At 65.0% G+C, this 24,674-nt stretch carries 23 protein-coding genes and 1 tRNA gene; 7 read left to right on the top strand and 17 right to left on the bottom strand.

Going from position 1 to position 24,674, the window contains the following annotated elements; genetic code table 11:
• Nucleotides 1–37 precede the first annotated feature (37 nt).
• The 3 genes from crcB to M9H71_RS12335 form a co-directional block, all read right to left on the bottom strand.
• Nucleotides 38–412, bottom strand: coding sequence for a fluoride efflux transporter CrcB (crcB, locus tag M9H71_RS12325; RefSeq protein WP_164606241.1), 375 nt, complete (start codon nucleotides 410–412; stop codon nucleotides 38–40).
• Between the two features lie 151 nt (nucleotides 413–563).
• Nucleotides 564–1,160, bottom strand: coding sequence for a superoxide dismutase (locus tag M9H71_RS12330; protein ID WP_164606240.1), 597 nt, complete (start codon nucleotides 1,158–1,160; stop codon nucleotides 564–566).
• 198 nt (nucleotides 1,161–1,358) lie between these two features.
• Complete coding sequence (locus M9H71_RS12335; RefSeq protein WP_164606239.1) at nucleotides 1,359–2,594, bottom strand: MFS transporter; 1,236 nt, start codon at nucleotides 2,592–2,594, stop codon at nucleotides 1,359–1,361.
• Nucleotides 2,595–2,869: 275 nt separating this feature from the next.
• Here M9H71_RS12335 and M9H71_RS12340 point away from each other — a divergent pair, with 275 nt between their 5' ends.
• On the top strand, nucleotides 2,870–4,243 hold the full coding sequence (locus M9H71_RS12340; RefSeq protein WP_455405291.1) for an MATE family efflux transporter: 1,374 nt from the start codon (nucleotides 2,870–2,872) through the stop codon (nucleotides 4,241–4,243).
• A gap of 131 nt (nucleotides 4,244–4,374) precedes the next feature.
• Nucleotides 4,375–4,818 (top strand): DUF2147 domain-containing protein, encoded by a 444-nt coding sequence (locus tag M9H71_RS12345; protein ID WP_455405292.1) that lies wholly within the window; start codon nucleotides 4,375–4,377, stop codon nucleotides 4,816–4,818.
• Here M9H71_RS12345 and M9H71_RS12350 read toward each other — a convergent pair.
• The 3 genes from M9H71_RS12350 to M9H71_RS12360 form a co-directional block, all read right to left on the bottom strand.
• Nucleotides 4,815–5,975 carry a DUF3095 domain-containing protein gene (locus M9H71_RS12350; protein ID WP_455405293.1) on the bottom strand — a complete coding sequence of 387 codons (1,161 nt, stop codon included), beginning with the start codon at nucleotides 5,973–5,975 and terminating at the stop codon, nucleotides 4,815–4,817. The genes M9H71_RS12345 and M9H71_RS12350 overlap by 4 nt on opposite strands.
• 71 nt (nucleotides 5,976–6,046) lie before the next feature.
• Complete coding sequence (locus M9H71_RS12355) at nucleotides 6,047–6,181, bottom strand: hypothetical protein (RefSeq protein WP_013503510.1); 135 nt, start codon at nucleotides 6,179–6,181, stop codon at nucleotides 6,047–6,049.
• A gap of 66 nt (nucleotides 6,182–6,247) precedes the next feature.
• Nucleotides 6,248–7,162 carry a LysR substrate-binding domain-containing protein gene (locus tag M9H71_RS12360; protein WP_455405294.1) on the bottom strand — a complete coding sequence of 305 codons (915 nt, stop codon included), beginning with the start codon at nucleotides 7,160–7,162 and terminating at the stop codon, nucleotides 6,248–6,250.
• Between the two features lie 85 nt (nucleotides 7,163–7,247).
• Between M9H71_RS12360 and M9H71_RS12365 the strand changes: the two genes are divergently transcribed.
• Nucleotides 7,248–7,955: an FMN-dependent NADH-azoreductase gene (locus tag M9H71_RS12365; RefSeq protein ID WP_455405295.1), complete on the top strand. Its 708-nt coding sequence runs from the start codon at nucleotides 7,248–7,250 to the stop codon at nucleotides 7,953–7,955.
• Nucleotides 7,956–8,100: 145 nt separating this feature from the next.
• Here M9H71_RS12365 and M9H71_RS12370 read toward each other — a convergent pair whose 3' ends face one another.
• The 4 genes from M9H71_RS12370 to M9H71_RS12385 all read right to left on the bottom strand — a co-directional run bounded on the left by M9H71_RS12370 (nucleotide 8,101) and on the right by M9H71_RS12385 (nucleotide 9,361).
• Nucleotides 8,101–8,235 carry a hypothetical protein gene (locus M9H71_RS12370; protein ID WP_455405296.1) on the bottom strand — a complete coding sequence of 45 codons (135 nt, stop codon included), beginning with the start codon at nucleotides 8,233–8,235 and terminating at the stop codon, nucleotides 8,101–8,103.
• A gap of 120 nt (nucleotides 8,236–8,355) precedes the next feature.
• The gene (locus tag M9H71_RS12375) at nucleotides 8,356–8,733 is read right to left on the bottom strand and encodes a GNAT family N-acetyltransferase (RefSeq protein ID WP_455405297.1); all 378 of its coding nucleotides are present in this window, start codon (nucleotides 8,731–8,733) and stop codon (nucleotides 8,356–8,358) included.
• Nucleotides 8,730–8,966, bottom strand: a complete 237-nt coding sequence (locus tag M9H71_RS12380) for a plasmid mobilization protein (protein WP_455405298.1) — start codon at nucleotides 8,964–8,966, stop codon at nucleotides 8,730–8,732. The genes M9H71_RS12375 and M9H71_RS12380 overlap by 4 nt, the downstream gene beginning before the upstream one ends.
• A gap of 318 nt (nucleotides 8,967–9,284) precedes the next feature.
• Nucleotides 9,285–9,361, bottom strand: a tRNA-Met gene (locus M9H71_RS12385).
• A gap of 290 nt (nucleotides 9,362–9,651) precedes the next feature.
• Here M9H71_RS12385 and M9H71_RS12390 point away from each other — a divergent pair.
• Both M9H71_RS12390 and M9H71_RS12395 read left to right on the top strand, forming a co-directional pair.
• Nucleotides 9,652–11,085, top strand: coding sequence for a coniferyl aldehyde dehydrogenase (locus M9H71_RS12390; RefSeq protein ID WP_455405299.1), 1,434 nt, complete (start codon nucleotides 9,652–9,654; stop codon nucleotides 11,083–11,085).
• A gap of 70 nt (nucleotides 11,086–11,155) precedes the next feature.
• On the top strand, nucleotides 11,156–12,760 hold the full coding sequence (locus M9H71_RS12395) for a GMC family oxidoreductase (RefSeq protein WP_455405300.1): 1,605 nt from the start codon (nucleotides 11,156–11,158) through the stop codon (nucleotides 12,758–12,760).
• A gap of 293 nt (nucleotides 12,761–13,053) precedes the next feature.
• On the opposite strand, the gene M9H71_RS12400 is transcribed toward M9H71_RS12395, so the two are convergent.
• Complete coding sequence (locus M9H71_RS12400; protein WP_455405301.1) at nucleotides 13,054–13,815, bottom strand: SDR family oxidoreductase; 762 nt, start codon at nucleotides 13,813–13,815, stop codon at nucleotides 13,054–13,056.
• 108 nt (nucleotides 13,816–13,923) lie between these two features.
• Between M9H71_RS12400 and M9H71_RS12405 the strand changes: the two genes are divergently transcribed.
• The gene (locus M9H71_RS12405; protein WP_455405302.1) at nucleotides 13,924–14,706 is read left to right on the top strand and encodes an SDR family oxidoreductase; all 783 of its coding nucleotides are present in this window, start codon (nucleotides 13,924–13,926) and stop codon (nucleotides 14,704–14,706) included.
• Between the two features lie 55 nt (nucleotides 14,707–14,761).
• Here M9H71_RS12405 and M9H71_RS12410 read toward each other — a convergent pair whose 3' ends face one another.
• Nucleotides 14,762–15,388, bottom strand: coding sequence for a response regulator transcription factor (locus M9H71_RS12410; protein ID WP_455405303.1), 627 nt, complete (start codon nucleotides 15,386–15,388; stop codon nucleotides 14,762–14,764).
• A gap of 444 nt (nucleotides 15,389–15,832) precedes the next feature.
• On the opposite strand from M9H71_RS12410, the gene M9H71_RS12415 reads away from it, so the two are divergent.
• Entirely contained in the window at nucleotides 15,833–18,421 is a 2,589-nt protein-coding gene (locus M9H71_RS12415) for an ATP-binding protein (protein ID WP_455405304.1), read from the top strand.
• 29 nt (nucleotides 18,422–18,450) lie between these two features.
• Here the strand turns inward: M9H71_RS12415 and M9H71_RS12420 are convergent, their stop codons facing one another.
• The 5 genes from M9H71_RS12420 to M9H71_RS12440 form a co-directional block, all read right to left on the bottom strand.
• A complete protein-coding gene (locus M9H71_RS12420) occupies nucleotides 18,451–19,704 on the bottom strand; it encodes an EAL domain-containing response regulator (RefSeq protein WP_455405305.1) in 1,254 nt (417 codons plus the stop codon).
• 211 nt (nucleotides 19,705–19,915) lie between these two features.
• Entirely contained in the window at nucleotides 19,916–20,227 is a 312-nt protein-coding gene (locus tag M9H71_RS12425) for a PilZ domain-containing protein (protein WP_455405306.1), read from the bottom strand.
• Nucleotides 20,228–20,238: 11 nt separating this feature from the next.
• Nucleotides 20,239–21,114 carry a CheR family methyltransferase gene (locus M9H71_RS12430; RefSeq protein WP_455405307.1) on the bottom strand — a complete coding sequence of 292 codons (876 nt, stop codon included), beginning with the start codon at nucleotides 21,112–21,114 and terminating at the stop codon, nucleotides 20,239–20,241.
• 53 nt (nucleotides 21,115–21,167) lie between these two features.
• Nucleotides 21,168–21,638 carry a chemotaxis protein CheW gene (locus M9H71_RS12435; protein ID WP_455405411.1) on the bottom strand — a complete coding sequence of 157 codons (471 nt, stop codon included), beginning with the start codon at nucleotides 21,636–21,638 and terminating at the stop codon, nucleotides 21,168–21,170.
• A gap of 26 nt (nucleotides 21,639–21,664) precedes the next feature.
• Nucleotides 21,665–24,487, bottom strand: coding sequence for a hybrid sensor histidine kinase/response regulator (locus M9H71_RS12440; protein WP_455405308.1), 2,823 nt, complete (start codon nucleotides 24,485–24,487; stop codon nucleotides 21,665–21,667).
• Nucleotides 24,488–24,674: the final 187 nt, after the last annotated feature.

A 24,674-nucleotide genomic window follows, 5' to 3' on the forward strand; every position in this document is an offset into this window, starting at 1 on the left:
ACGAATTAGTGAACTCGCACAGCAATGACGAAGAAACTCAAGTCATCGCGCGGATCAGAGCCATGCCGGCGAACAGGCCGGCGATCGCCAGCACCACCGAGCCGAGCACGTAGAGCACCGCGAGCCCGACCGCGCCGCGTTCGTACAGCAGCGCCGCGTCGAGCGAGAACGCCGAGAATGTGGTGTAGCCGCCGAGGATGCCGGTCATCAGGAACAGCCGGACGTGCTGCGACGAGCCGCCCTTGAAGGCGAAGTAGCCGGCGATCAGCCCCATCACGATCGAGCCGGTCACGTTGATGAAGAAGGTGTGATAGGGAAACGCAGTGCCGAGCAACCGGCCGCTGAACGTGTTGATGAAGTGGCGAAACATCGCCCCGAGCCCGCCGCCCACGAACACCACGAGATAGGCCATTCGAGAATTGCTCCGTATCCGATCGTTGCCCTGACTTCGTTCTTGCAGCAGCACGGGTGCGACCGCAAGCCGCATAGCCGGGTGCCGCTGCCAAAAGAAAAGGCGGCCGCACCGCGACCGCCTTTTCCATGTCGTGATCGAACTGCGCCGATCAGGCCTTCGAGTACATCTCCTCGACGTACTCCCAGTTGATCAGGTTCTCGATGAACGCCTTCAGGTAGTCCGGGCGCTTGTTGCGATAGTCGATGTAGTAGGAGTGCTCCCAGACGTCGACGCCGAGGATCGGGGTGGCGCCGTGAACCAGCGGATTTTCGCCGTTCGGAGTCTTGGAGATCTCGAGCTTGCCGCCCTTGACCGACAGCCAGGCCCAGCCCGAGCCGAACTGGCCGGCACCGGCGGCGGCGAAATCGGTCTTGAACTTCTCGAAGCCGCCGAGGTCTTCGTCGATCTTCTTGGCCAGCGCACCGGGCAGCTTGCTGCCGCCGCCGTTCGGCTTCATCCACTTCCAGAAGTGGATGTGGTTGTAGTGCTGGGCGGCGTTATTGAACAACGGGGCGTTCTTATTGAACGAGCCCTTGACCACCTCCTCGAGCGACTTGCCCTCGAATTCGGTGCCCTTCAGCAGGTTGTTGCCGTTGGTGACATACGCCTGATGGTGCTTGTCGTGGTGATATTCCAGCGTCTCCTTCGACATGTACGGCTGCAGGGCGTCGTAGGCATACGGCAATTCGGGAAGCGTGAAGGTCATGATTCATTTCCACGATGGGTGGGGGACGTCGTCTTAACGGGAACCCTTATAAAAGGTTCCCAGCCTGGACCCAATATCTATTCTAACTTGCAACAGCGTGTCGCAGTGGCGGCGCCGAAGCCGATACCGCTGCGACATGAACAGCTTACCGCAGGTGGGCGATGCTACCGCCGCGGGCTGCGGCGGCCCGCTGCACGCTCAGGCGGTCACCGGCACCACCAGCTCCTCGCGCCTAGCCGGCGGGCGGACGTTCATCAGCATCTGGGCACAGCCGGCGATCAGGCCGATAAGCACCGCGGCCTGCCAGGCGCGGTCGTAATTGCCGAGGTGGTCGTAGATCACCCCGCCGCCCCAGGCGCCGAGGAACGAGCCGACCTGATGGCTGAGGAAGGCGATGCCGGTCAGCGTCGCCATGTAGCGCAGCCCGAAAAGCTGCACGACCAGGCCGTTGACCAACGGAATCACCCCGAGCCACAGCGAGCCCATGATGGCGGCGAACACGATGGTCGTGGTCGCCGAGGCCGGGAAGTAGAAATACGCCGCGACCGTCAGCGAACGCACGATGTAGATGCCGCCGAGCAGATACTGCTTCGGAAACTTGCCGCCGAGCCAGCCGAATGCGTAGGACCCGAACACGTTGAACAGCCCGATCACCGCCAGAGCCGAAGCGCCGAGCGACGGATCGAGGCCGCAGATCGCCAGATAGTTCGGCAGATGCGTGGTGATGAACACCAGCTGCAGACCGCAGACGAAAAACGCGAGCGCCATCACCACGAAGCCGGAGTGGCCGAGCGCGGCCTGCACCACCTCGCCTGCCGACTGCTTGACGTCATCGGCCTTGTCGATCTCCAGCTTGTCGGCGCGGCCGGCGAACAGCGCCGACGGCAGCATCGCCGCTGCAAGGCCGAGAAAGCCGATCAGCGCCATCTGCCAGCCGGCGGTCGAGATCAGCGTCTGCGCCAGCGGCGAGGCCAGCACCAGACCGAGCGAGCCCGCGGCCGACACCGCGCCCATCGCGACGCTGCGCTTGGCCGGCGACACCGTGCGCGAGGTCACCGTCATGGTCATGCTGGAGGCGGTGCAGGACAGAGCAATGCCGACGCAGACGCCGCAGCCAAGTGTGAACATCAGCGCCGAGTCGGCGACCATCATCAGCACCAGACCGGCCGCGTAGACGAGGACGCCGCCCAGCATCACCCAGCGGGTGCCGTAGCGATCGGCGAGCAGCCCGACCATCGGCTGGGTTACACCCCAGATGATATTCTGCAGCGCTGTGGCGAAAGAGAAGTCGGCGCTGGTGATACCGACATCGCGGATCACCGAGGGCTGAAACAGCCCGAAACTCTGCCGCATGCCCATGGCCAGGCTGAGCAGAACCGAGGCGCCGATCAGGATCGACCAGCGCTGAAACGGGCTGAGCTGAGCAGCCTTCATGAGCGAATTCCTTCCCGGGAGAATATTTGTCTGCATTCATGCCTTGGTTTGGGAGATTTGACCATCCATCCCCGCGGTATCCGGGTTCTGCGCAAGATGCAGGGGTGAGGCCTGCCGACCCCGCGCGCCCACGAGACCTGCGCGAAACGCCGCCGCGCCCGCGCCGCGCGCAATGCCACGGCACTTGTGCCCGATCGGCATCTGCGCTTATTGTATTTCGACCATCATACAAAAGACCGCCGGCGCATCCAAGGCGGCATCCGGGGAGCGATCAGATGACCATCGAGGCACCGGCCGACACGTCGCGCCCCGCTCCGCCGCCGAACCGGCTGCTGACCGCACCGATCCTGCCGACGCTGCTGCGGCTGGCGACGCCGAACACCATCGCGATGCTCGGCACCGCCTTGGTGGCGGTTGCCGAGACGTCCTACATCGGCCGGCTGGGCACCGAGCCGTTGGCGGCGATCGCGCTGGTGTTTCCGTTCGCGATGCTGACGCAGATGATGTCCGCTGGCGCGATGGGCGGCGGGGTCTCGTCGGCGATCAGCCGCGCGCTCGGCGCCGGCGACCCGGTCCGCGCGGGCGTCTTGGCACTGCACGCGATCCTGATCGGGATCGGCGGCGGCCTGGTGTTCTCGCTGGTGATGCTGACGTTCGGCCGCTCGCTGTTCGCGCTGCTCGGCGGCCGCGGCGAAGTGCTGGAACAAGCCTGCAGCTATTCGGTGGTGCTGTTCTCGGCCGCGGTGTCGATCTGGCTGGTGAACACGCTGGCTTCGATTCTGCGCGGCACCGGCGACATGATCCTGCCGGCAGCGGTGCTGCTCGGCGTCGCAGCTCTCCAGGTGGTGATCGGCGGTACGTTCGGACTCGGCCTGTTCGGCATGCCGCGGCTCGGCATGCCGGGCGTCGCCTCCGGTCAGGCCGTCGCCTTCACGCTCGGCGCGCTGTTTCTGCTGATCTATCTCGGCAGCGGTCGCAGCCGGCTGCGGCTGCAAGTGCGCTCGTTCAGTCTGCAGCGGCCGATCTTCGTCGACATCCTGAAGGTCGGCGCCCTCGCCTGCCTCGCGCCGCTGCAATCGGTGCTGACGATCCTGATCTTCACCAAGGTGCTGGCGAGCTACGGCACCACCACGCTCGCCGGCTACGGCATCGGCTCGCGCCTAGAATTTCTGCTGATCCCGATCGCGTTCGCTGTCGGAGTCGCCTCGATCCCGATGGTCGGAATGGCGATCGGCGCCGGCGACGTGGCGCGTGCGCGGCGGGTGGCCTGGACTGCCGGCGCGGTGTCCGCCGTGATCGTCGGACTGGTCGGGGCATTGCTGGCGATCCGGCCGGCGCTGTGGGTATCGCTGTTCACCACCGATCCGGCCGTCACCGCGGCCGCGCATTCGTACTTCCACCTCGCCGGTCCGGGCTTCGGCTTCTTCGGCCTTGGCGTGACGCTGTACTTCGCCAGCCAAGGCGCCGCCAAGGTCGGCGGGCCGGTGCTGGCCGCGACCGCGAGGCTGGTGCTGGTGGCCGTTGGCGGCTCGGCACTGGTCGCCTTCGGCGCCCCGGCGTCCGCGATGTTCGTGATGGTGGCCGCCGCGATGGTGGTTTATGGCCTCGGCAGCGCCGCCGCGGTCCATCTGACACGCTGGGTCAAGTGAATCAGAATTATCCCCAGCGCGCAGCAAGGGTCACACGATTGCACGAATCGGGCGCTCTGTTATCCAACCGCCCGCCGCACTGCGTCTGAATGCTGTTCGCGGCTCCCACACGTATCGTTTGGAGATATCGAATGGCCGTTCGGTCCGGTTTTGTCATTGCTGCCCTGGTTGCCCTGGTGTCGCTGTCGCCCGCCGCAACGATGGCCCAGTCGGCTGGCCCGCAGGGCACCTGGCTGACCCAGGCCGGCGACGCCAAGGTCCGGATCAAGAGCTGCGGCAACGCGCTCTGCGGTAGCATCGTCTGGCTGAAGCAGCCAACCGATCCGAACACCGGCAAACCGCAGGTCGACGACAAGAACGCCGATCCGCAGCTCGCCTCGCGCCCGATCATCGGCCTGCAGATCTTCGGCGACATGCGCCCGGTGTCGCAGGGCAAATGGAGCGGTCACATCTACAACGCCGATGACGGCAAAACCTACCAGAGCAGCATCTCGCACACCGGCCCGACCACGTTGCTGGTCGAAGGCTGCGTCGGTACGCTGTGCGGCGGCGAGACCTGGACGCTCAGCCGCTAGCCGACCGCCCCTTCCGGCATCTCCTTCAGGGCCAGCGCGGCGGACGCATAGCCGCCGCCGGCGCCGTCGATGAAGTGGACGTGATCGCTGCGCATCACCGAGGGCGTGAACCAGGTCAACATCGCTGATTGCTGCCGCGACACGCCGTAGCGGACAACACCCGCGGCCGCAGCGATGGCCAGCTTCTGCTCCAGCGCGTCGGCGAGCTCCGGCGCGCAGTCGAGCACCATGCGCAGGCCGTCGTCGTATTTGCGGAAGTCGGAGTTATCCACCAGCTCGGCCACATAGCGTCGCGGCACGAAGCCGCGCACCGTGATGCCGAGGCGGATGATCAAGTAACTGAACAGCGTCCGGACCAGCAGGCCGGCGCGGCGTAGCGTCAGCGATCCGCCGTGCTCGGCGCGGGCTTCGAGGTCGAGGCCCTGCGGCGGCCAGCGTAATCCCGGGCCCTCGCGGGGCACCGGCCGTCCAGCCTCCGGGCTGCATTCGACCAGCGCCACGATATCTTCGATCAGACTGCGATACGCCGCCCCATCGGCCTTAGCGGTCGGCACGATCAGCACCGACAGGATCACGCCGCGCCGCGCCGGCATATCCTCGAACCGGCACGACAGGCCGGAGAGGTCGGGCACGGTGCCCGGCGGCGCCGGCGGAATCGAAAATTCGCCGCGCTTCATCGCCCCATCGGCCCAGCCCAATCCGCCGCCGGCGAACATCGCGTAGCTGACGTGGGGCGACGGCGCGAACCGCGCGACGCGGACTTCCAGCCCGTTGGCGCGGATCGCCGTGACCGGCACCAGCGCGATCCGCATCGTCAGGTCGAGCTCGTCACGCACCCAGGCAGCGGTGGCCGCCAGCGCATCGCGGGCAGCCGCCAGATCGGCCGGCGCCACCGCGAAGCTGGCACCGTCGCCGCCGAACACGAACGGGAATTCGCGCCCTTGAAGCGCGTTGGTCACCGCCGCGATCACCGCCGCGCCGGCCATGTTGACGGACTTGTAGCGCTGCTCCCCAATCGCGCGGGTGGAATCGACGATGTCGGCGACGCCGATGATCCAATCGTCCGGCAGCGGCGCGTAGAGGGCAGGATCCATCAGGCTGCGGAAGCCGCGAAACACCGCGACGCCCTCGTAAAAGCCGCTGTCGCCTGCGCTCATGCCGCCAGCCCCTCCTCGATTGATGACAATGAGTTACGTCCGCAAACCCAAGCGGTTGCGAACGGCCGAGGTCAGTCGCTGCCCGAGCACAGGCCGAGCGCCGCCGTGATCGTCCCGCGCGCACAGCGTGTCAGCGTGATGTCCGAATACAGCCCGTAGGCGAACACAGCCAGGGCCAGCAGGAAGATGATGCCAAGCGATTTCACGTCAGATGTCCGGTTCGCTATCAGCGGTGCAGGCGCAGCGCCCGCTGGCGGCTGAGGTCCGTTAGATCAGATCGGGAGCGGGCCATACTGCTTTGATAACCACTCCCGTACAGCCTGGACATCGGCGCAAGCCATGTTCTCCGGAGTGGCAACGATGTGATAAGTCTCTCCAGCAATATCAGGCCCAAAGGGCTGGACCAGCAAACCTGCCTCGATCTCGGGCTTGGCCAGAATGAGGCTGGCGATAGCCACTCCGTGGCCGGCAACGGCGGCCTGAAGAGCATGGCCATCGTCAGTGAAGCGCGGCCCCTCCCCGATGGGGAGGCCTGTCATTCCAGCCAGGCGCGTCCAGCGTTTCCAATCTGGCGCCATCCCCGGACGCTTCCATTCCGTGTGGATCAAAACCGCCTCCCTGAGATCGTCCGGTCCGGACAGGCCAAGCCGCGGACTGCACAGTATACCGAAACGCTCCGAGAGGAGCGGCTCAGCGACGAGACCAGGAAATGGGCCGGGGCCATAGCGAACCGCGATATCCGCCAGACCGGACTGCAGATCGATCAACTCGTCAGCGGCATGAAGGCGCAGGTCGAAGGCCGGATAAGTTAGGCGGAATGCCCCAAGCGCCGGCAACAATCGGCGGGCGGCAAAGAGCATCGGCGCCGTCAACGTTACAGCTTTGCGTCGGCTCTGCGGGTTTAAGGCCAAAATGGCCTTCTCGAAGGAATCGAAGCCATCCCTGAGCACGGGATAGAGGCGCTGACCAAGCTCGGTCAGGTCGACGCGCCGGACGTGCCGCACGAACAGCGCGACACCCAGCGTTTCCTCGAGCAGGCGGATCTGATGGCTGACAGCGGTTGGCGTGACGGCCAATTCCTCCGCTGCCTTGCGAAAACTCAAATGCCGTGCCGCTGCCTCGAACGCCCGCAGTGCAGCCAAAGGAGGAAGGCGGCGGCGCCTCATTGGTGAATCATATTCAGCCATCAGGTGAGATATTCATGTTCGTTAATACCGATTTCAAGATGTTAATTCGAACCTCGACTTCAATACAGATGAACGAGGTTGCTTCATGCTCACGTCTTCGCCATTGCGCATTCTTCACATTGATGCCAGCGCGCGATCTGGCCTGTCGAACCGCGAACGCCATGGCTCGCATACGCGGCGCCTGAGCCGCCGCTTTGTCGACCGGTGGTCGGTCACCCGGCCAATGGATATCGTTACCTATCGTGACGTCGGCATCGAGCCGCCGCAGCCCGTCAGCGGCGCCTGGATCGCCGCCGCTTTTTGTCCGCCCGAGCGGCGCGACGCCGCGCAGCTGTCCGTGCTAGCTGAAAGCGATGAACTGACGGGCGAGTTGGTTGCCGCCGATCTGATTATCATCGGCGCGCCCATGTATAATTTCGGAATACCTGCGCAGCTCAAAGCGTGGATCGACAATGTCGTTCGGGTCGGCGTCACCTTCGGCTTCGACCGCGCGCGCGTTGGCGAGCCGTATTGGCCCATGCTGCCGCCGGGCAAGCGCCTCGTCATCCTCACAGCGCGCGGCGACTATGGTTACGACGCGGGCGGGCGGCTCGCTTCTGCCAACCTGGTCGAAGCCGGACTGAAAGTGCCGCTGGCCTATCTTGGCATCAACGACACCCACACGGTCGCAATCGAATATGACGAGTTCGCCGACGAACGGCTTGCAGCCTCGATCATAGAAGCGGAGGCGACAGCAGACCGGCTGGTTGAAACCATCATCGAAGGCCTTCGAACGGGAGATCGCGTCCCATAGCATGGTTCAGCTGGCGGCGGGCCACCGCTATGGCCATGCGATCCCGGCCGGTTAGCGGCTGCCTGCGTTCGGGCCGCCCGGCTCTCCTCGATTGGATCGCGATGAATTACGTCCGCAAGCCCGATCGGTTGCGAACGACCGCGCGTCATTCACCGCCTGAGCACAGGCCGAGCGCCGCCGTGATCGTCCCGCGCGCGCAGCGCGTCAGCGTGATGTCCGAATACAGCCCGTAGGCGAACACAGCCAGGGCCAGCAGAAAGATGATGCCGAGCGATTTCACAGTCGATGTCCGGTTCGCCACCAGCGGTGCAAGCACAGCGCCCGCTGGCGGCTGAGGTCGTGTCCGTTAGATCAGATCGGGAGCGGGAGGATCAAGCCGGGAGGCGATGGCGGAAGGTGCTCATCCGATCGCGACACCGAGATGTTGTTGCAGTTCAGACATCCGAATGATCACCGCACGCTGAGGATCAAACGGCAGATCCCTGAAGCCCCAACTCGCATAGAATCTACGGACTCCGTCGTGGAGCGGATGGGTGACCACGCCGACACATCCCACGATCTCGGCGGCACGCAGCGCCGACTTCAACGCAAACTGCAGTAATGAAGCGGCGTGCCCCCGACCTTGATAAGCCTTGTCCACCGCAAGCTGGCCCAGCAGCAGAACCGGGACCGGATCCGGCTGGTTGCTTTGCTGCGGCTTCGGCAGATAGGCCCGTTCGATCTGACAGGCGCTCAGCGTCACATAGCCGATGATCCGGTGTGATTTCGGGTCGGTCATGACGTTGACCCGCGAGGCACCGCTGACGTGGTTCGCCCACGGGTGCCGACGTCCTTCGCAGGCATGGTGACGACGCTGCGACTGAGAACATCGATCTCCGCCGCTTCGACCGACTTCCAGCGCACGAACTCGCTGAGGCTGGTGCGCGACTGCTCAGCCGCAGCTTCGAGCATCGCGCGCTCCTCGCGGCTGACCCGGACACTCAGAACCGTTGTGGCGTTAGGCTGATCCATTGCGCGTATGACAACTGCATGCAGACAGTTGCGTCACCAGCCCAAGCTGACAGCCTATCGGGTGGACTTGCGACCATCGACGGCGGACGACGCCGCCAGTTTGGCCGTTTTGGATTTCACGCAATGTATTGATATAGCTTACAAAAATGTGGTCTTCGAGCGGATTTGGCCGATCTCTTGGCCGATCTTCAGCGTTGGCTGTCGCGCAGGCTGCACGATCGTCCAGCGCCGCATGACCGTCTGCCCAATCGCCTCAGCCGCCAGACATGAAAAAGCCCGCACGCGGCGGGCTCGATCACTGATCTGACGATCCAGATTTGGTTGCGGGGATAGGATTTGAACCTATGACCTTCAGGTTATGAGCCTGACGAGCTACCGGGCTGCTCCACCCCGCGTTAAACCTTGCGCGGCTTTCAGAAAACCGATGACCATCAACGCCTAAAGGCGCTGATCGATCCTCCCGGAGGCTTCCTGAGAAGGTGCCCGGGGCGAATGCCCGGGGCGCGAGGGGTGTCTAGCAATGCCCGGGGGATTTGGAAAGCCCCAAGGGACGATTTCGGCGAAGATTTTCAAGATTATATGACAGCGCCGGAACCCGGTGTGGTTGCCGGAATCCTCTTCCCCTGCGAGACTTCGCGAAAATCAGCCCATTCTCGAGCCAAACGGGCATCGCAGGGAGCGAAAGATGGACCAGCCGGTCGGCGGTTTCGGGGGCAATGCGCTCCACGACAGCTTTCATCGCATGTTCGAGATCTCGCGCGCCGAACCGCCGCCGACGCTGGAGCAGCGTCAGGACCGGCTCGCCAGGCTGCGCGCGCTGATCAAGGACAACGAAAAACGATTCGAGCAGGCGATCTCCGCCGATTTCGGTCACCGCAGTTCGACCGAGACGCTGATCGCCGAGACGCTCAGCCTGCTCGGCGACATCAAGCACACCTCGCGGCATCTCAAGCGCTGGATGGCGCCGCGCAAGGTTTCGACCCAGCTCCAGTTCTTGCCGGGCAAGAACCGGCTGCTGCCGCAACCGCTCGGCGTGGTCGGCGTGATTGCGCCGTGGAATTATCCGCTGCAGCTCACCGTCGCGCCTGCGATCGGCGCGATCGCCGCCGGCAACCGGGTGATGATCAAGCCGAGCGAATTGTCGCCGCACTTTGCCGCACTGCTGCAGGAGACCGTCGCGGCCAAGTTCGATGCCAGCGAGATGATGGTGACCGGGATCGAGGCCGGCGTCGCCGAGGCCTTCGCGCGGCTGCCGTTCGACCACCTGATGTTCACCGGCTCGACTCGCGTCGGCCGCATCGTCGCCGCTGAAGCTGGAAAGAACCTCACCCCGGTTACACTCGAACTCGGCGGCAAATCGCCGACCATCGTCGACCGGTCGGCCGATCTCGACGAGGTGGCACCGCGGATCGCCTACGCCAAGCTGATGAACGCCGGCCAGACCTGCATCGCGCCCGACTACGTGCTGGCCCCGCAGGACAGAGTCGAAGCCCTCGCCGGCAAGATCTGGGGCGCGATGCAACAGATGTGGGGCACCGACCCGGCCAATCCGGACTACACCTCGATCATCGCCGAGCATCACTACGCGCGGCTGAAGAGCCTGGTCGACGATGCTGTCGCACGCGGCGCGCGGCTGCTGCAGCCCGCCTCGGCCGACGATGCCGCGTGGGCGGGCAAGCGCAAATTCCCGCCGACCCTCGTGCTCGGGGCAACGCCCGAGATGAAGATCATGCAGGAGGAGATCTTCGGTCCGCTGCTGCCGATCCTCGGTTACAGCGAGCCGACCGAGCCGATCAATTTCATCAACGGCCGCGACCGGCCACTGGCGCTGTATTGGTTCGGCACCGACGACGCCGCGCGCGACCAGGTGCTGGAGCGGACCGTCTCGGGCGGCGTCACCATCAACGATTGCCTGGTGCATTTCGCCCAAGCCAATCAGCCGATGGGCGGCGTCGGCGCCTCGGGCACCGGCGCCTATCACGGCGAATGGGGCTTCAACACCTTCACCAAGATGAAGCCGATTTTCTATCGCTCGCCCTACAACCGGTTCGCCGATCTGTATCCGCCCTACGGCGCCAAGATCGCGCGGATGTCGAAGGTGCTGCGCCTGATGTCGTAACAAGACAACACCCGCACGGCCGAAGAAGCCGGCGGCAAGTAATAAAACAACATCGCGGAGGGAAACGCTCGTGAGCGAAACAGTGGATTTCGTCGTGGTCGGCGGCGGCTCCGGCGGCTGCGCCGTGGCTGGCCGGCTGTCGGAGGATGCCGGCACCTCGGTGGTGCTGCTCGAAGCCGGCGGCACGGCCGACAATTGGGTGGTGAAGACGCCCTACGCGCTGTCGCTGATGGTGCCGAGCAAGCTGAACAACTGGCACTTCGAGACGGTGCCGCAGCCCGGCCTCAACGGCCGCGTCGGCTATCAGCCGCGCGGCAAAGGGCTTGGCGGCTCGTCGGCGATCAACGCCATGGTCTATATCCGCGGCCACAAATGGGACTACGACCATTGGGCCGAACTCGGCAATGCCGGCTGGTCCTACGCCGACGTGCTGCCCTACTTCAAGCGCTCGGAAAACAACTCCGATTTCAACGGCGCTTATCACGGCCAGAGCGGACCGTTGCACGTCAACAAGCTGCGGACCGACAATCCGGCACACGAGATCTTCCTGCAAGCGGCGCGCGAGGCGCAGTTTCGCATCCGCGACGATTTCAACGGCGAGGAGCAGGAAGGCCTCGGCCTGTATCAGCTCACCCAGCACAATGGCGAGCGCTGGAGCGCCGCACGCGCCTACGTGCATCCGCACATCGGAGCGCGCCGCAATCTGCGGGTCGAGACCGACGCGCAGGCGACCCGGATTCTGATCGAAGGCGGTCGCGCGGTCGGCGTCGCGTATCGGCAGAACGATCAGATCCGCGAGATCCGCGCGCGCCGCGAAGTGATCCTCGCGTCCGGCGCCTTCCAATCGCCGCAGCTACTGATGCTGTCGGGCATCGGCGATGCCGCCGCGCTGAAGGCGCACGGCATCGACGTGGTGCACCATCTGCCGGGCGTCGGCCAGAACCTGCAGGATCACCCTGACTTCATCTTCGCCTATCAGTCGGACAGCCCGTATTTCACCGGCACCAGTTTCACCGGGATCGCCCGGCTGCTGTCGACGATCGGTCAATATCGCCGCGAGGGCCGCGGACCGCTGACCACCAACTTCGCCGAATGCGGCGGCTTCCTGAAGACACGTCCCGACGTCGACGTGCCGGATATCCAGCTGCATTTCGGCATGGCGATGGTCGACGATCACGGCCGCAAGCGGCACTGGGGCACGGGATTTTCCTGCCATTTCTGTCTGCTGCGGCCGAAGAGCCGCGGCAGCGTCGGGCTCGCCAGCGCCGATCCCTTGGCGCCGCCGCGGATCGATCCGAACTTCTTCGGCGATCCGGACGATCTCGAAACCATGGTGGCGGGCTACAAGACGACACAGCGGCTGATGGAGACGCCGGCGCTGCGCGCCCTGCAGCAGAAGGATCTGTTCACCGCCAATGTCCGCACCGACGACGACATCCGCGCCATCCTGCGCGCCCGCGTCGACACGGTGTATCATCCGGTCGGCACCTGCAAGATGGGCAGCGACGCGACGGCGGTAGTCGATCCGCGCCTGAACGTGCATGGCATCGGGGCCTTGCGCATCGTCGACGCCTCGGTGATGCCGACGTTGATCGGCGGCAACACCAATGCTCCCACCATCATGATCGGCGAGAAAGCCGCCGACATGATCCGCGAGGAGATGCGGACGAACTGACGTCGTCTTGCTAGTGACTTCATTCCGGGGCGCGCGCAGCGCGAACCCGGAATCCCGAGATTGTTGCAGATGGAGATTCCGGACTCGATCACTTCGTGAGCGCGCCGGAATGACGACGGAGCGCCGCCCCCCGACGCGTAATCGACGTCCCGTTCAGTCGTTCCAGGATGCATTCACCATCAGGCATGAGTGAGAAACACTCATGCTTCCCCTCGCGCCACAGGGCTTATGAATTCCGGGCTCGCGAGCTGCGCTCGCGCCCCGGAACGACCATTGAAACGTGGTGCTCATTGCTACCCGAGCAAGAATCCGCCATCCACCGTGACGACGCTACCGGTCATGTAGCGCGAGGCGCTCGAGGCGAGCAGCAGGATGGCGCCGTCGAGATCGGATTCGTGACCGACGCGACGCTGCGGGATGCTCTTGACCAGCTTCTCGCCGGCCGGTGTCGCCCACAGCTCGCGATTGATGTCGGTGTCGATGTAGCCCGGCGCCAGCGCGTTGACGCGGATGCGCGAGCTGGCGAGCTCCAGCGCCATCGCCTTGGTCGCCTGGATAATGCCGGCCTTGGAGATCGCGTAGGGCGAGACGAATTTCAAAACGCTCTGGCCGAGCACCGAGGCGATATTGACGATGTTGCCGCCCTGCTGCCGCGCGATCATCCGGCGCGCGACTTCGGTGGCGAGGAAGTAAGCGCCCTTGAGATTGGCGCCGATCACCTTGTCCCAATCCGCCTCGCTGGTGTCGACCGCGAGCCTCTCGGTGGCGACGCCGGCATTGTTGACCAGCACGGTGATCGGACCGAGCGCAGCTTCGGCCTGATCGAGCGCGGCCGCCATCGAACCGAGATCGGTGACGTCCATCCGCACCGCGACGGCGCGACCGCCGCCGTCCTTGATCTCCTGCTCCAGGCTCTGCAGCTTGTCGATCTGCCGCGCGGCCAGCACGATCGCGGCGCCCCGCGCGGCGAGCACGCGGGCGAATTGCCGCCCCAGACCCTGCGATGCGCCGGTGACCAGAATGACTTCGCTGCTGACGTCGAACAGTGGATCCATGCCGCGTTTCCCGTTGATGCGTTATGCGTTGCCCTCCCCTTACCATGCCGAAACGGCTTGGCTACAGTACCGCCCTCGCCGACATCGCCATCCAAGCTGGAGTGAACCGTGGATCTCGGAATCAAAGGCCGCCGCGCGCTGGTGTGCGCATCGAGCAAAGGACTGGGCCGCGGCTGCGCTGCGGCGCTCGCCGCCGAAGGCGTGCATGTGACGATGACTGCACGCGGCGCCGAAGCGCTGGCGCAGGCCGCTACCGAACTGCGCAAGGCCTATCCCGATGTCGAGATCATCGAGGTTGCCGGCGATATCACCACGCCCGAGGGCCGCGCCGCCGCGCTGGCGGCCTGCCCGGAGCCGGACATCCTGGTCAACAACGCCGGCGGCCCGCCGCCCGGCGACTTCCGCGACTGGGGCCGCGACGACTGGATCAAGGCGCTCGACGCCAACATGCTGACGCCGATCGAACTGATCAAGGCGACGGTCGATAAGATGATCGAGCGCAAGTTCGGCCGCATCGTCAACATCACCTCGGCGGCCGTGAAGGCGCCGATCGACGTGCTCGGCCTGTCCAACGGCGCGCGCACCGGCCTGACCGGCTTCGTCGCCGGTCTGTCGCGCAAGACCGTCCGCCACAACGTGACGATCAATGCGCTACTCCCCGGCCCGTTCGACACCGATCGGCTGCGCGGCGTTGCGGCCGGTCAGGCGAAGGCGTCCGGCAAGCCAGCCGAGCAGATCCTGGAAGCGCGCAAGAACGAAAACCCGGCGGGCCGGTTCGGAACCGCGGAGGAATTCGGCGCGGCCTGCGCGTTCCTGTGCAGCGTCCACGCCGGCTACATCACAGGCCAGAACCTGCTGCTCGACGGCGGCGCCTTCCCCGGCACGATGTAAAGATCGCCCCAACGTCTCGGCCGGCAGCGGCGACGCTGCCGGCGCATGGCCCGTCTTACTTTTGGGCCGTCATCACAGTCCGCACCAGATCGGTGGCGTTACGTGCCCCGAGCTTCTTCATGATGTTGGCGCGGTGATATTCGATGGTGCGGGGGCTGATGCCAAGCTGGCGACCGGCCTCCTTGTTGGTGTTGCCGGAGGAGAACAGCTCCAGCACCTCCCGCTCGCGCAGCGTCAGCGGCTCCTTGCCGGCGAAGTTGTACGACGGCGCCTTGCTGGCCTGGCCGGCGTCGCGGCGGCGCGAGAACGCCTCGATCGCCTCCTCGACCCGCGATACGATCTCCTTGCCGCGGAACGGCTTCTCGATGAAATCGAGCGCACCGTTCTTGATGGCGTTGACGGCCATGGCGATATCGCCTTTTCCCGAGATCATGAATATCGGAGCGGGATAGTCCTCGGCGTGAAGCTCGGCGAGAATATCCAGGCCTGACCGTCCGGGAATATGGACATCGAGCAGGATGCAGGCGGGGCTGCGGTTGCGCGCGACCGCAAGAAGCGATTCACCATCGGCGAAGCAAATCACCTGATAGCCTGCCGCCGAGAGCACGATCGACAGCGTTTCACGCACAGCCGGGTCGTCATCGACAACGAAGACCTCTCCCCCCGATGATTGCTCGTTCATTGCACGACCTCCCGGTAAAAAACTTTGATGGAACGCACCGCTTGGTTTGAATCCGTAGTTCTACGGGGAACCAAGTTAACTCGAAGACAGCACCAAACCGTTATAGTGATCGGGCAATTTGCGAGGTCAGCGGTGCTATCTGCCTCCACTCTACTAACTGAAAAGCAAGTTCAACGCTGCACGCCCGAATACCATCACGCAGATCACCATCGGATACGACCGAGGAGCTCGAAGCGTTTCATGCCACGGTTGAGAACCACAACGGTCCGAATATCATTATGAGCCGGATTCGAGCAAGCAAACCATCTATTTCGGCAGGGTCTCGCGTGGATAACCCGGCCGCGCTGGGCCCGCGATCCCGACACCGGCTCGCCGCAAGGGCACGCTCCGAGCGGCGGCGCACTGCGATCTCGCCGTTGCATCGCTGACCGAGGGCTTCCATCGATGCTGCCGCAGGCCCGCCCCAACCTGAAGCGCTCGCTGGTGACGCTGCGGCTGACGACCGTGGTCCTGATCATCACCATCGTCGGCACCAATCTGATCTTTCTGAGCAACCTGCGCGAAACCACGTTGCAGACCGCGGAAACCAACCTGTCCCGCTACACGCTGACGCTGGCGGAAGAAGCCGACCGCTCGTTCAAATCGGTCGACCTGCTGCTGTCGAGCATCCGCGACTACGTTGCGCGGGCCGGTGTCACCGACAGCGATTCCTACCGGCAGATGATGTCGCAGCACAGCACCCGCACGCTGCTCCGCGAAAAGATCACCGGAATGCCGCAGGTCGAGGCCGTGGGCCTGATCGACGACCGCGGCAAGCTGGTCAACTTCTCACGGGACCGGCCGGTTCCGGACGTCGACGTATCCGATCGCGATTACTTCAGGGCGCTCAGCAGCGATCCGACGCTTTCGAGCTTCGTCAGCGCGCCGGTGAGGAACCGCAACTCTGGCAACTGGAACATCTTTCTGGCGCAGCGCGTCACCACCGGCGACGACAGGTTCGTCGGCGTGCTGCTCGGCGCCCTGTCGTTGCAGTATTTCGAGAACTTCTTCGCCGCGACCACGCACGGCGGCGGCACCGAGATCTCGCTGGTGCGTTCCGACGGCATGCTGCTGGTCAGCTATCCTTCATCCGACAGGATCGGCACAGCCGTGACCGACGGCGGACGGATCGCCGTGGCGGCGGGAGGCCGGGGGCACGAGCAGGCCGTCATGGGCTCGCAGCTCCGGGTGACGCGCGTTCTGCCGAACTATCCGATCGTGGTGCGGGTGACGCAGCCGGTGGACAGCGCGCTGGAGAGTTGGCACGACATGGCGATCCTGATGATCGCGATGTCGCTGATCAGCGCCCTGGTGATCATCACCGGCAGCGTCGCGATCGCGCGCTGGTGGGGCAAACAGCATCTCTACGCCGAGGCAGCCGAAGCGGCCAGCGCCGCCAAATCCAGCTTCGTGGCGATGATGAGCCACGAAATCCGGACTCCGATGAATGCGGTGATCGGGCTTGCCACCAACCTGCTTGAGACGCGCCTGGACGCCGAGCAACGCCAGGCGGTCGCCGGCATTCACGACGCCGGCGACAACCTGCTGCAGATCCTCGACGACATCCTCGATTTCTCCAAGCTGGAGGCCGGCCGGCTCAGTCTGGAGCCGATTCCGTTCGCGCCGCACAGCATCGTCGACAACACGCTGAGCGTGATCGGTCCGCGTGCCGTCGCCAAAGGGCTGGTGATCCGCCAGCAGATGCGCGGCGAAATTCCCGATGCGCTGACCGGCGACGCCGGCCGCATCCGTCAGATCCTGCTGAACCTGCTCTCCAACGCGGTGAAGTTCACATCGACCGGCGAGATCGTGGTCACCACCGAATGCGTGGAGCGGGATTCGACTAGCGCGCGGATGCGTTGGATCGTGGCCGATACCGGGATCGGGATCGCCGCCGACAAGATCGAATCCCTGTTCAAGGATTTCGTCCAGGCCGACAGTTCGATCAGCCGGCGGTTCGGCGGCTCAGGTCTCGGCCTCGCAATCAGCAAGCGACTGATCGAGCAGATGGGCGGCAAGATCGGCGTGGTCTCGACGCCGGGCAAAGGCTCCGAATTCCACTTTTCACTGACATTGCCGATCGCCCAGGATGCCGCCCCGCCCGAGCAGGACGACCAGGATGTGTTCGCCCAGTTCCGCGCCCGGATCGAGGCGTCGGGCCGACCGCTGCGCGTGCTCGTGGTCGACGATAATCCGACCAACCGCACCATTGCGGCGCAGATGCTCGGCGAATTCCGGGTGCAGACCAACACCGCCTGCGACGGCACCGAGGCCGTGACTGCGGCAACGCGGTTCAGCTACGACGTGATCCTGATGGACGTGCGGATGCCCGAAATGGACGGGCTCGACGCCACCCGCGCGATCCGCGCGCAGGGCGGCGCGCTCGCCGTCGTGCCGATCATCGCCTTCACCGCGAACGCCTTCGCCGAGGACGCCGCGGCCTGCCGCGCCGCCGGCATGAACGATCATGTCGCCAAGCCGGTGCGGAAGAAGGCGCTGGTGGAAGCGATTCTGCGTGCTCTGCCGCCGCTGTCGCCCGCAGCTCAGCCGCCCCTGCCGCCGCCCCGAGAAGCGACTGTCGAAGCGCCTCCGGCGCCCGCCGCAGTCCCAGCGGATGCACCGGAAACCGTGCAGGCGGGACAGCTCTATGTCGGTCGCAAGGCGTTCGGCCATCTCGTCGACGAGATCGGCAAGGATGCGACCCTGGCAGTGCTGTCGGTGTTCGTGCGCGACACCGCATCGCGGATCGCCCTGTTCGATACGCTGGAGGTGACGACGGACCATCGCCGGATCGAGCGCGAAGCGCACTCGCTCAAGAGCGCGGCTGCCACTTTCGGTCTCGATAAGCTGTCGGCGCTGGCGCGCGAGCTCGAACAAGCCGCACCGCACCTGACGCAGACCGACTATCTGGCGCTGGCCGGCCGGATCAAGGACGCCTTCGCGGCGGCCCATCGCGAACCATCGGCCGACGACGAACTGGTCGAGCTGGCCTGAGGAGGCTTGGTCGGACGAGAGTTGCCGGGTCAGGCTCCGCGCTGCAGCACCGTCACCGTATTGCCATGGGTCGCAGGGTGGCTCGCCGTCCAGCCCCGATACCAGTCGACGAAGGCCTCCCGCGGCAGCGCACGCGAGAATTCGTAGCCCTGGCCGATATCGCAGCCGAGAGCGTCGAGCGCGCGCCAAGTGGCGGCGTCCTCGATACCTTCGGCGACTGCTTTCATGTTGTACTGATGCGCGATCGCGACCGACGACGAGACGATCTTCCACATGTCGGCGTCGGTCAGGCAATCCTTGACGAAGGAGCGGTCGATCTTCAGCTCGCTGAACGGCATCCGCGCCAGCGCCGACAGCGACGAATAGCCGGTGCCGAAATCGTCCATCGAGATGCCGACGCCCTTCAGACGAAGCCGCAGCAGCACGTCCATGGCGCGGCCGACGTCGGCCATCGCCGTGGTTTCGGTGATTTCGATCATCAGCGCGCGCGCCGGCACGCCGATCTCGGCGAGCAGGCGCTCGATCTCCTCGGGCAGCGAGGTGTCGGACAACAGAGACGCCGACAAATTGACCGCAACGACGAACCGCGGCTCGGTGGCAATGAACGCCGCCGCGAACCGCATGGCGTCACGCAGCATGCCAAAGGTGACCGCCTTGATCAGCCCGCCCTGCTCCGCGAGCGGAATGAACAGATCCGGCCCCACGGCACCGAAGGTCGGGCTGTCCCAGCGCGCCAACGCCTCGCAACCGATCACCTTGCCGCTCGACAGGTCGATCTTCGGCTGGAACGCCGCATAGACTTCGCCATTGTCGATGCCGTGCGCCAGATCGGCGGTGGTGATACGCGCCGCTCCGGCCTCGGACCGGCGGCGCAGCGCGGCCGCTTCCGGAAGCGTCGACAACGCGCTCCGCAGCAGCGCCAGGTCGATCGGCTTCGGCAGCGACACGGTGTCGAGCATGCCGACGGCATGCGCCATCCGCACCGTCGCATTGAGAATCCGCTGGTCGCAGCCGCTGATCACGATGATCCGCCGGGGCTTGGTCTCGTGGTCGGCGATCAGCCGCAACAGCTCGATGCCGTCGTGGTCGCCGAGCGACAGATCGATCGTGACGTAGTCGTACCGGTCGGCCGCGAGCCGATCGGCGGCCTCGTGATACGACGCGGCGAAATGCGGGCGATAGCCGAGCTTGATACAAACGCCGCTGATGATCGCACCCTGCAGCGGGTCGTCGTCGACGACCAGAACGTCGACCGCCGGGTCGGAGGAATTTCGATTTTGCATCGTGGTGGCTCGCTTTGGGAGCATCTCGGCACGGCCTCGGTCGACACCGCCGCCCCGTTCGTCTGCCGAAACGGTTCGGGCGCCAACCAGAACGCGAACCGACGTTACCACTCGACTATTGAACGATCTGTTCGCAGATGCCGGACTTCGGTCAAGACGAAGGAAATCGTTAGCAATTTCCTACTCCGTTCGCCGGCATTGTCGTGAATCGTCAAGCGGTGTGGTCGTCGCGAGCCGGCGATTTGCTGTTCTTGTTTCGCGTGCTGAGAAAGCGGACGTCGATCTCCGAGCCATTGACGCGGACCAGCTCACAGCGTCGATACGCCAGCCCGGTGGACGACAGCAAAAGGAAGAACTCCTTCAGGTTCAGCCCTTCGATAGAGCCTTCCAGCTCGAGCTCGGCGTCGACACTGGAAACCGCCTTGAGGACACAGTTGCGCCGCCAGGTGCCATCGATACCCATAATCCAGACGTTGTAGCCACGCCCGAACGATACCCTCTCAGCCCCGGTCTCGGACGCCACGTCGGTCTCCTTTATCGCCCCGTCAGGGCGCCCGCTCGTAGGCCGGCCGCGGCGAGACTCGGCGACGACGCCGCGGCGCCGGTGTTCGGCAGATACACGCCGCGCCGTTTCGGGCAGATCCGATAGGCGTCAGTGAGGCCGACCACGGTTTCGGCGGCACCGAGGAACAGATAGCCGTCCGGCTCGGTGGCGCGCTGCAGCCGGTTGAAGATGTCCGACTTGGTCGCCTGATCGAAATAGATCAGCACGTTGCGACAGAAGATCACGTCGAACTTGCCGAGCGAGCCGAAGTCCTGCAGCAGGTTGAACTGGCGATACTGCACCATCGATCGGACATCGGCATTGAGCTGCCACATCGTGCCGACCTGCTTGAAGTACTTGACGAGAAGCTGGATCGGCAGACCGCGCTGCACCTCGAACTGGGTGTAGAGACCGGCCTTGGACTTCTCCAGCACTTCGGGCGACAGATCGGTGGCGATGATCTCGATGCGCCAGCCGGCGAGTTCGGCGGCCTTCTCCTTGAGCAGCATCGCCAGCGAATACGGCTCCTGGCCGGTGGATGACGCCGCGCACCAGATCCGCAGCGACTTTCGCCCCGCACGCGCCTTGATCAGCTCCGGGATCACGCTGTCCTTGAAGTGATCGAACGGCGTCTTGTCGCGGAAGAAGAACGTCTCGTTGGTGGTCATCGCCTCGACGACGTCGTGGATCAACGCCTCGGAGCCGGCCTTCATCTTCTGCACCAGATCGGTGATGCCCGGCACACCCGCCTTGCGCGCGAGCGGCAGCAGCCGGCTTTCGAGCAGGTACTTTTTGTCGGCCGATAACACCAGGCCAGAACGGTCCTTCAGCAGTTTTTGCAAGTACTCGTAATCGAGCGGTGTCATGCGATTCTTCCCGGACAGAGCGTGAGCGGTGAACTGGTTCGGCGCGCGTTAGGTCATGCAGCGATACGTTGGTTTGCGATTTCGAGGACTTTGTCGACGTCGAGGACGACCATGAGCTGTCCGTCGAGGCGGTGGACGCCGTTGGCGAAGGATGCCATGCGGGGATCGAGGTTGACCGGGTTGGTCTCGCGGCCCTCGTCGGGCAGGGTCAGGACTTCGCCGATGGAGTCGATCAGAAGGCCGTAGGATTCGCCGCGCAGGTCGACGCCCATCGCCATCGGCGGCTTGCCGTCCTGGTTCTTCGGCAGCCCGAGACGGGCCCGCATGTCGATCGCGGTGACGATCCGGCCGCGCAGGTTCAGAACGCCGGCGACGTCATCGGGCGCCAGCGGCACCCGGGTCAGCCGTTCCGGCATGAACACGTCCTGCACCCGGCTGATCGGCAAGCCGAACAGCTGCCCGCCGATCATCGCGGTGGCGAACTGGGTGGTGTTGCCGCTGATCGCGTCGATGGTGCGGCTCATCGCGGGGGTGTCCTTCCTGGTCTCGCTCATGCCGCCTGCTCCAGCACTTCGGGCGTCGCATGCATCGTGGTCTGTTCCTTCAGCGCCGCGATCAGGCCGGGACGGTCGAACTTGGCGATGTAGTCGGTCAGGCCCGCCTGACGGCCGCGCTCGATCGCCGCCGGCGACACCAGCGAACTCAGCGCGATCACCGGCAGGTTCGACATCTTGGTGTCGGAGCGGATCGCCTCGGCGAACTCGAAGCCGTTCATCTCCGGCATCTCGATGTCGGTCAGGATCACGTCGAACTGCGCACCCGAGCGCAGTACGGCGAGACCCTCGACCGCCGAGGTCGCGACGCGGACCTTGTAGCCCGCCGCCTTCAGCACCGGACCCAGCATGTTGCGGAAGAACGCACTGTCATCGACCAGCAGCACCGAGCGCGTGGTCATCGTCTGCCGCATCTCCTTGCGCGCCAGCCAATCGGAGAACGCCATCGGCAGGAAGTGCGCGACGTCGATCACTTCGGTCGCCTGGCCCTTGATCACCGCCGAGCCGAGAATGCCCTCGCGGCTGGAGCCGACCTGGATGTGCAGATGCTCCTCGACGATGTCGACGATCTCGTCGACCACAAGGCCCATCGACCGGTCCTCGTCGGCGAACACCAGGATCGGCTGCACGCCGCTTGTCGCGACATCGACGCCTTCCATCAGCACCAGCGGCATCAGCTGGTCGCGGTACTGCACCATGTAGCGGCCGTTCGACCTCTCGATCTTGTCGGCGGCGATCTCTTCCAGGCGCGTCACCAGCGACAGCGGCACCGCCTTGGGCTGGCTCGAACCGGCGCGGAACACCAGAAGCGAGGTGAGCTGTTCGGCCGAGGCGTTGCGGCTCGCCGCCGCCTGATCGGAGATATCGTGCTGCGCCGACACCGCGGTGCCGAGCGCCTGCGCGATCCCGTTCGGATCGACGATCATGATCACCGCGCCGTCGCCCAGGATGGTGTTGCCCGAGAACATCCCGATGTGACGCAGCTTGGTCGACATCGGCTTGACGACGATTTCTTCGGTGTGGAACACGCCGTCGACCACGATGCCGAAGGTCTGGCTGCCGACCTGGGTCACCACGATGAAGCCGTTCTCCGGCTCGCTGTTGGCGCCCTCGTCGATGCCGAGCAGCTTCTTCAGATGGATCAGCGGCAGCAGCTTGTCGCGCAGTCTGAGGACCGGGGTGTCCTTGATCCGCTCGATGCGGTGCTCGGAGTTGGCCCGCGCCCGCACCAGTTCGACCACGGCGAGCTGCGGGATCGCGAACCGGTCGCCGCCGGCCTCCACGATCAGTGCCGAGACGATCGCCAGCGTCAGCGGGATCTTGATGGTGATCGCCGAGCCTTCGCCCGCGACCGACTTCACTTCGATGGTGCCGCCGATCTGATCGATATTGGTCCGCACCACGTCCATGCCGACGCCGCGGCCGGACACCGAGGTGACGGCGGCAGCGGTCGAGAACCCCGGCGCGAAGATGAACTTGTGGATCTGCGCCTCGGTCATCTTCTCGAGTTCAGCCTCGGTGACCAGACCGTTGGCCAAGGCCTTGGCCTTGATCCGTTCGGTGTCGAGCCCGCGGCCGTTGTCGGCGATGCAGATCACGATGTGGCCGCCCTCGTGATAGGCGGACAGGCGGATGGTGCCCTGCTCGGGCTTGCCGGCGCGCGCCCGGTCCTCGGGCTTCTCCAGCCCGTGGTCGGCGGAGTTGCGCACCATGTGGGTGAGCGGGTCCTTGATCAGGTCGAGCACCTGGCGGTCGAGCTCGGTGTCGGCACCGTGCATCTCCAGCTCGATGTGCTTGCCGAGTTCGGCGGCGAGATCCCGCACGATCCGCGGCAGCTTCTGCCAGGCGTTGCCGATCGGCTGCATCCGGGTCTTCATCACCCCGTCCTGCAGCTCGGCGGTGACGGTGGAGAGCCGCTGCAGCGGCACCTTGAACTCGTTGTCCTCGTGGCGGCGGCTGATCTCCAGAAGCTGGTTACGGGTCAGCACCAGCTCCGACACCATCGTCATCAGGTGTTCGAGGGTATCGACATTGACGCGGATCGACTGGTTGGCGACGCCGCCGGCGGCACCACCTTCCGCCGCACCCTCGCCGTCGCCGCCGGACTTCTTCGCCGCCGGCTTGGCGGCGGGTTTGGCGGGCTTGGCCGGCTTCGGCTCAGGCTGGGCAACCTCGGCCACGGCCGCCGGAGCCTCGCTCACGGCCGGCTGCAGCGGCGGGGAAGCCATCTCGATCTCGGTCTCGCGGAAGGCGCGCTCCAGCTCGTCCAGCGACACTTCACCAGGCCGCAGCGGACGCTCCAGCGTCTGCGCCACCAGGGTGCCTTCGGTCGAATTGGCGTCGGCCGCAGCCGCCACAACGGCTTCGGCAGGGGCTTCGGCCACACCGACTTCGGCAACGTCCGCCGGCGCCGCGCCGGCGAGCTCGGCCGCGATCTCCTCCGGCGAGCGCATCGACAGCCGCTCCAGCTCCCCGATCAGGTCGCCGTCCTCGCCCTCGGGCTCGGCCTGGGTCGCCTCCAGCTGGGTCAGAATGTCCTTGATCCGGTCGATCGTGGTCAGGATCAGCGTCACCGCCTCTCCCGTCACCGGCATCCCGTCCCGGAATTTGCCCATAAGGGTCTCGGCCGCATGCGCAAGCGCTTCCAGCCGCGGCAATCCTAGAAACCCGCACGTCCCCTTGATGGTGTGAACAAGACGAAAAATATTGTCCAATATCTTCGCGTTGTTCGGCTCCTGCTCAAACCGGACCAACTGGTTGTCAACCGTGTCCAGGCTCTCGAAGGTCTCCGTCAAAAACTCACGAAGAAGATCGTCCATACGCGTTACGCCTTTCGCCTGCACCTGTGCCGACCGGACGGACTCCCGCTCAACCGGCGCGAATGACGTCCACTGCCAGCCTTATCCCCCCGCCGCCTACGCTCTCGTTAATTTTGCGCCACGTAGGAGTACGAAGTTAGTGGTGCCGAACCGCAGCGCGATCGAGGCTCGCAAGGCTTCGCCTGCT

It is taken from the genome of Rhodopseudomonas parapalustris, assembly GCF_053772255.1.

What these genes read in the sequence shown, in the direction of transcription:
- crcB (WP_164606241.1), bottom strand. Translation starts at nt 412, where the DNA reads ATGGCCTATCTCGTGGTGTTCGTGGGCGGCGGGCTCGGGGCGATGTTT.
- M9H71_RS12330 (WP_164606240.1), bottom strand. Translation starts at nt 1,160, where the DNA reads ATGACCTTCACGCTTCCCGAATTGCCGTATGCCTACGACGCCCTGCAG.
- M9H71_RS12335 (WP_164606239.1), bottom strand. Translation starts at nt 2,594, where the DNA reads ATGAAGGCTGCTCAGCTCAGCCCGTTTCAGCGCTGGTCGATCCTGATC.
- M9H71_RS12340 (WP_455405291.1), top strand. Translation starts at nt 2,870, where the DNA reads ATGACCATCGAGGCACCGGCCGACACGTCGCGCCCCGCTCCGCCGCCG.
- M9H71_RS12345 (WP_455405292.1), top strand. Translation starts at nt 4,375, where the DNA reads ATGGCCGTTCGGTCCGGTTTTGTCATTGCTGCCCTGGTTGCCCTGGTG.
- M9H71_RS12350 (WP_455405293.1), bottom strand. Translation starts at nt 5,975, where the DNA reads ATGAGCGCAGGCGACAGCGGCTTTTACGAGGGCGTCGCGGTGTTTCGC.
- M9H71_RS12360 (WP_455405294.1), bottom strand. Translation starts at nt 7,162, where the DNA reads ATGGCTGAATATGATTCACCAATGAGGCGCCGCCGCCTTCCTCCTTTG.
- M9H71_RS12365 (WP_455405295.1), top strand. Translation starts at nt 7,248, where the DNA reads ATGCTCACGTCTTCGCCATTGCGCATTCTTCACATTGATGCCAGCGCG.
- M9H71_RS12375 (WP_455405297.1), bottom strand. Translation starts at nt 8,733, where the DNA reads ATGACCGACCCGAAATCACACCGGATCATCGGCTATGTGACGCTGAGC.
- M9H71_RS12380 (WP_455405298.1), bottom strand. Translation starts at nt 8,966, where the DNA reads ATGGATCAGCCTAACGCCACAACGGTTCTGAGTGTCCGGGTCAGCCGC.
- M9H71_RS12390 (WP_455405299.1), top strand. Translation starts at nt 9,652, where the DNA reads ATGGACCAGCCGGTCGGCGGTTTCGGGGGCAATGCGCTCCACGACAGC.
- M9H71_RS12400 (WP_455405301.1), bottom strand. Translation starts at nt 13,815, where the DNA reads ATGGATCCACTGTTCGACGTCAGCAGCGAAGTCATTCTGGTCACCGGC.
- M9H71_RS12410 (WP_455405303.1), bottom strand. Translation starts at nt 15,388, where the DNA reads ATGAACGAGCAATCATCGGGGGGAGAGGTCTTCGTTGTCGATGACGAC.
- M9H71_RS12415 (WP_455405304.1), top strand. Translation starts at nt 15,833, where the DNA reads ATGCTGCCGCAGGCCCGCCCCAACCTGAAGCGCTCGCTGGTGACGCTG.
- M9H71_RS12420 (WP_455405305.1), bottom strand. Translation starts at nt 19,704, where the DNA reads ATGCAAAATCGAAATTCCTCCGACCCGGCGGTCGACGTTCTGGTCGTC.
- M9H71_RS12430 (WP_455405307.1), bottom strand. Translation starts at nt 21,114, where the DNA reads ATGACACCGCTCGATTACGAGTACTTGCAAAAACTGCTGAAGGACCGT.
- M9H71_RS12435 (WP_455405411.1), bottom strand. Translation starts at nt 21,638, where the DNA reads ATGAGCCGCACCATCGACGCGATCAGCGGCAACACCACCCAGTTCGCC.
- M9H71_RS12440 (WP_455405308.1), bottom strand. Translation starts at nt 24,487, where the DNA reads ATGGACGATCTTCTTCGTGAGTTTTTGACGGAGACCTTCGAGAGCCTG.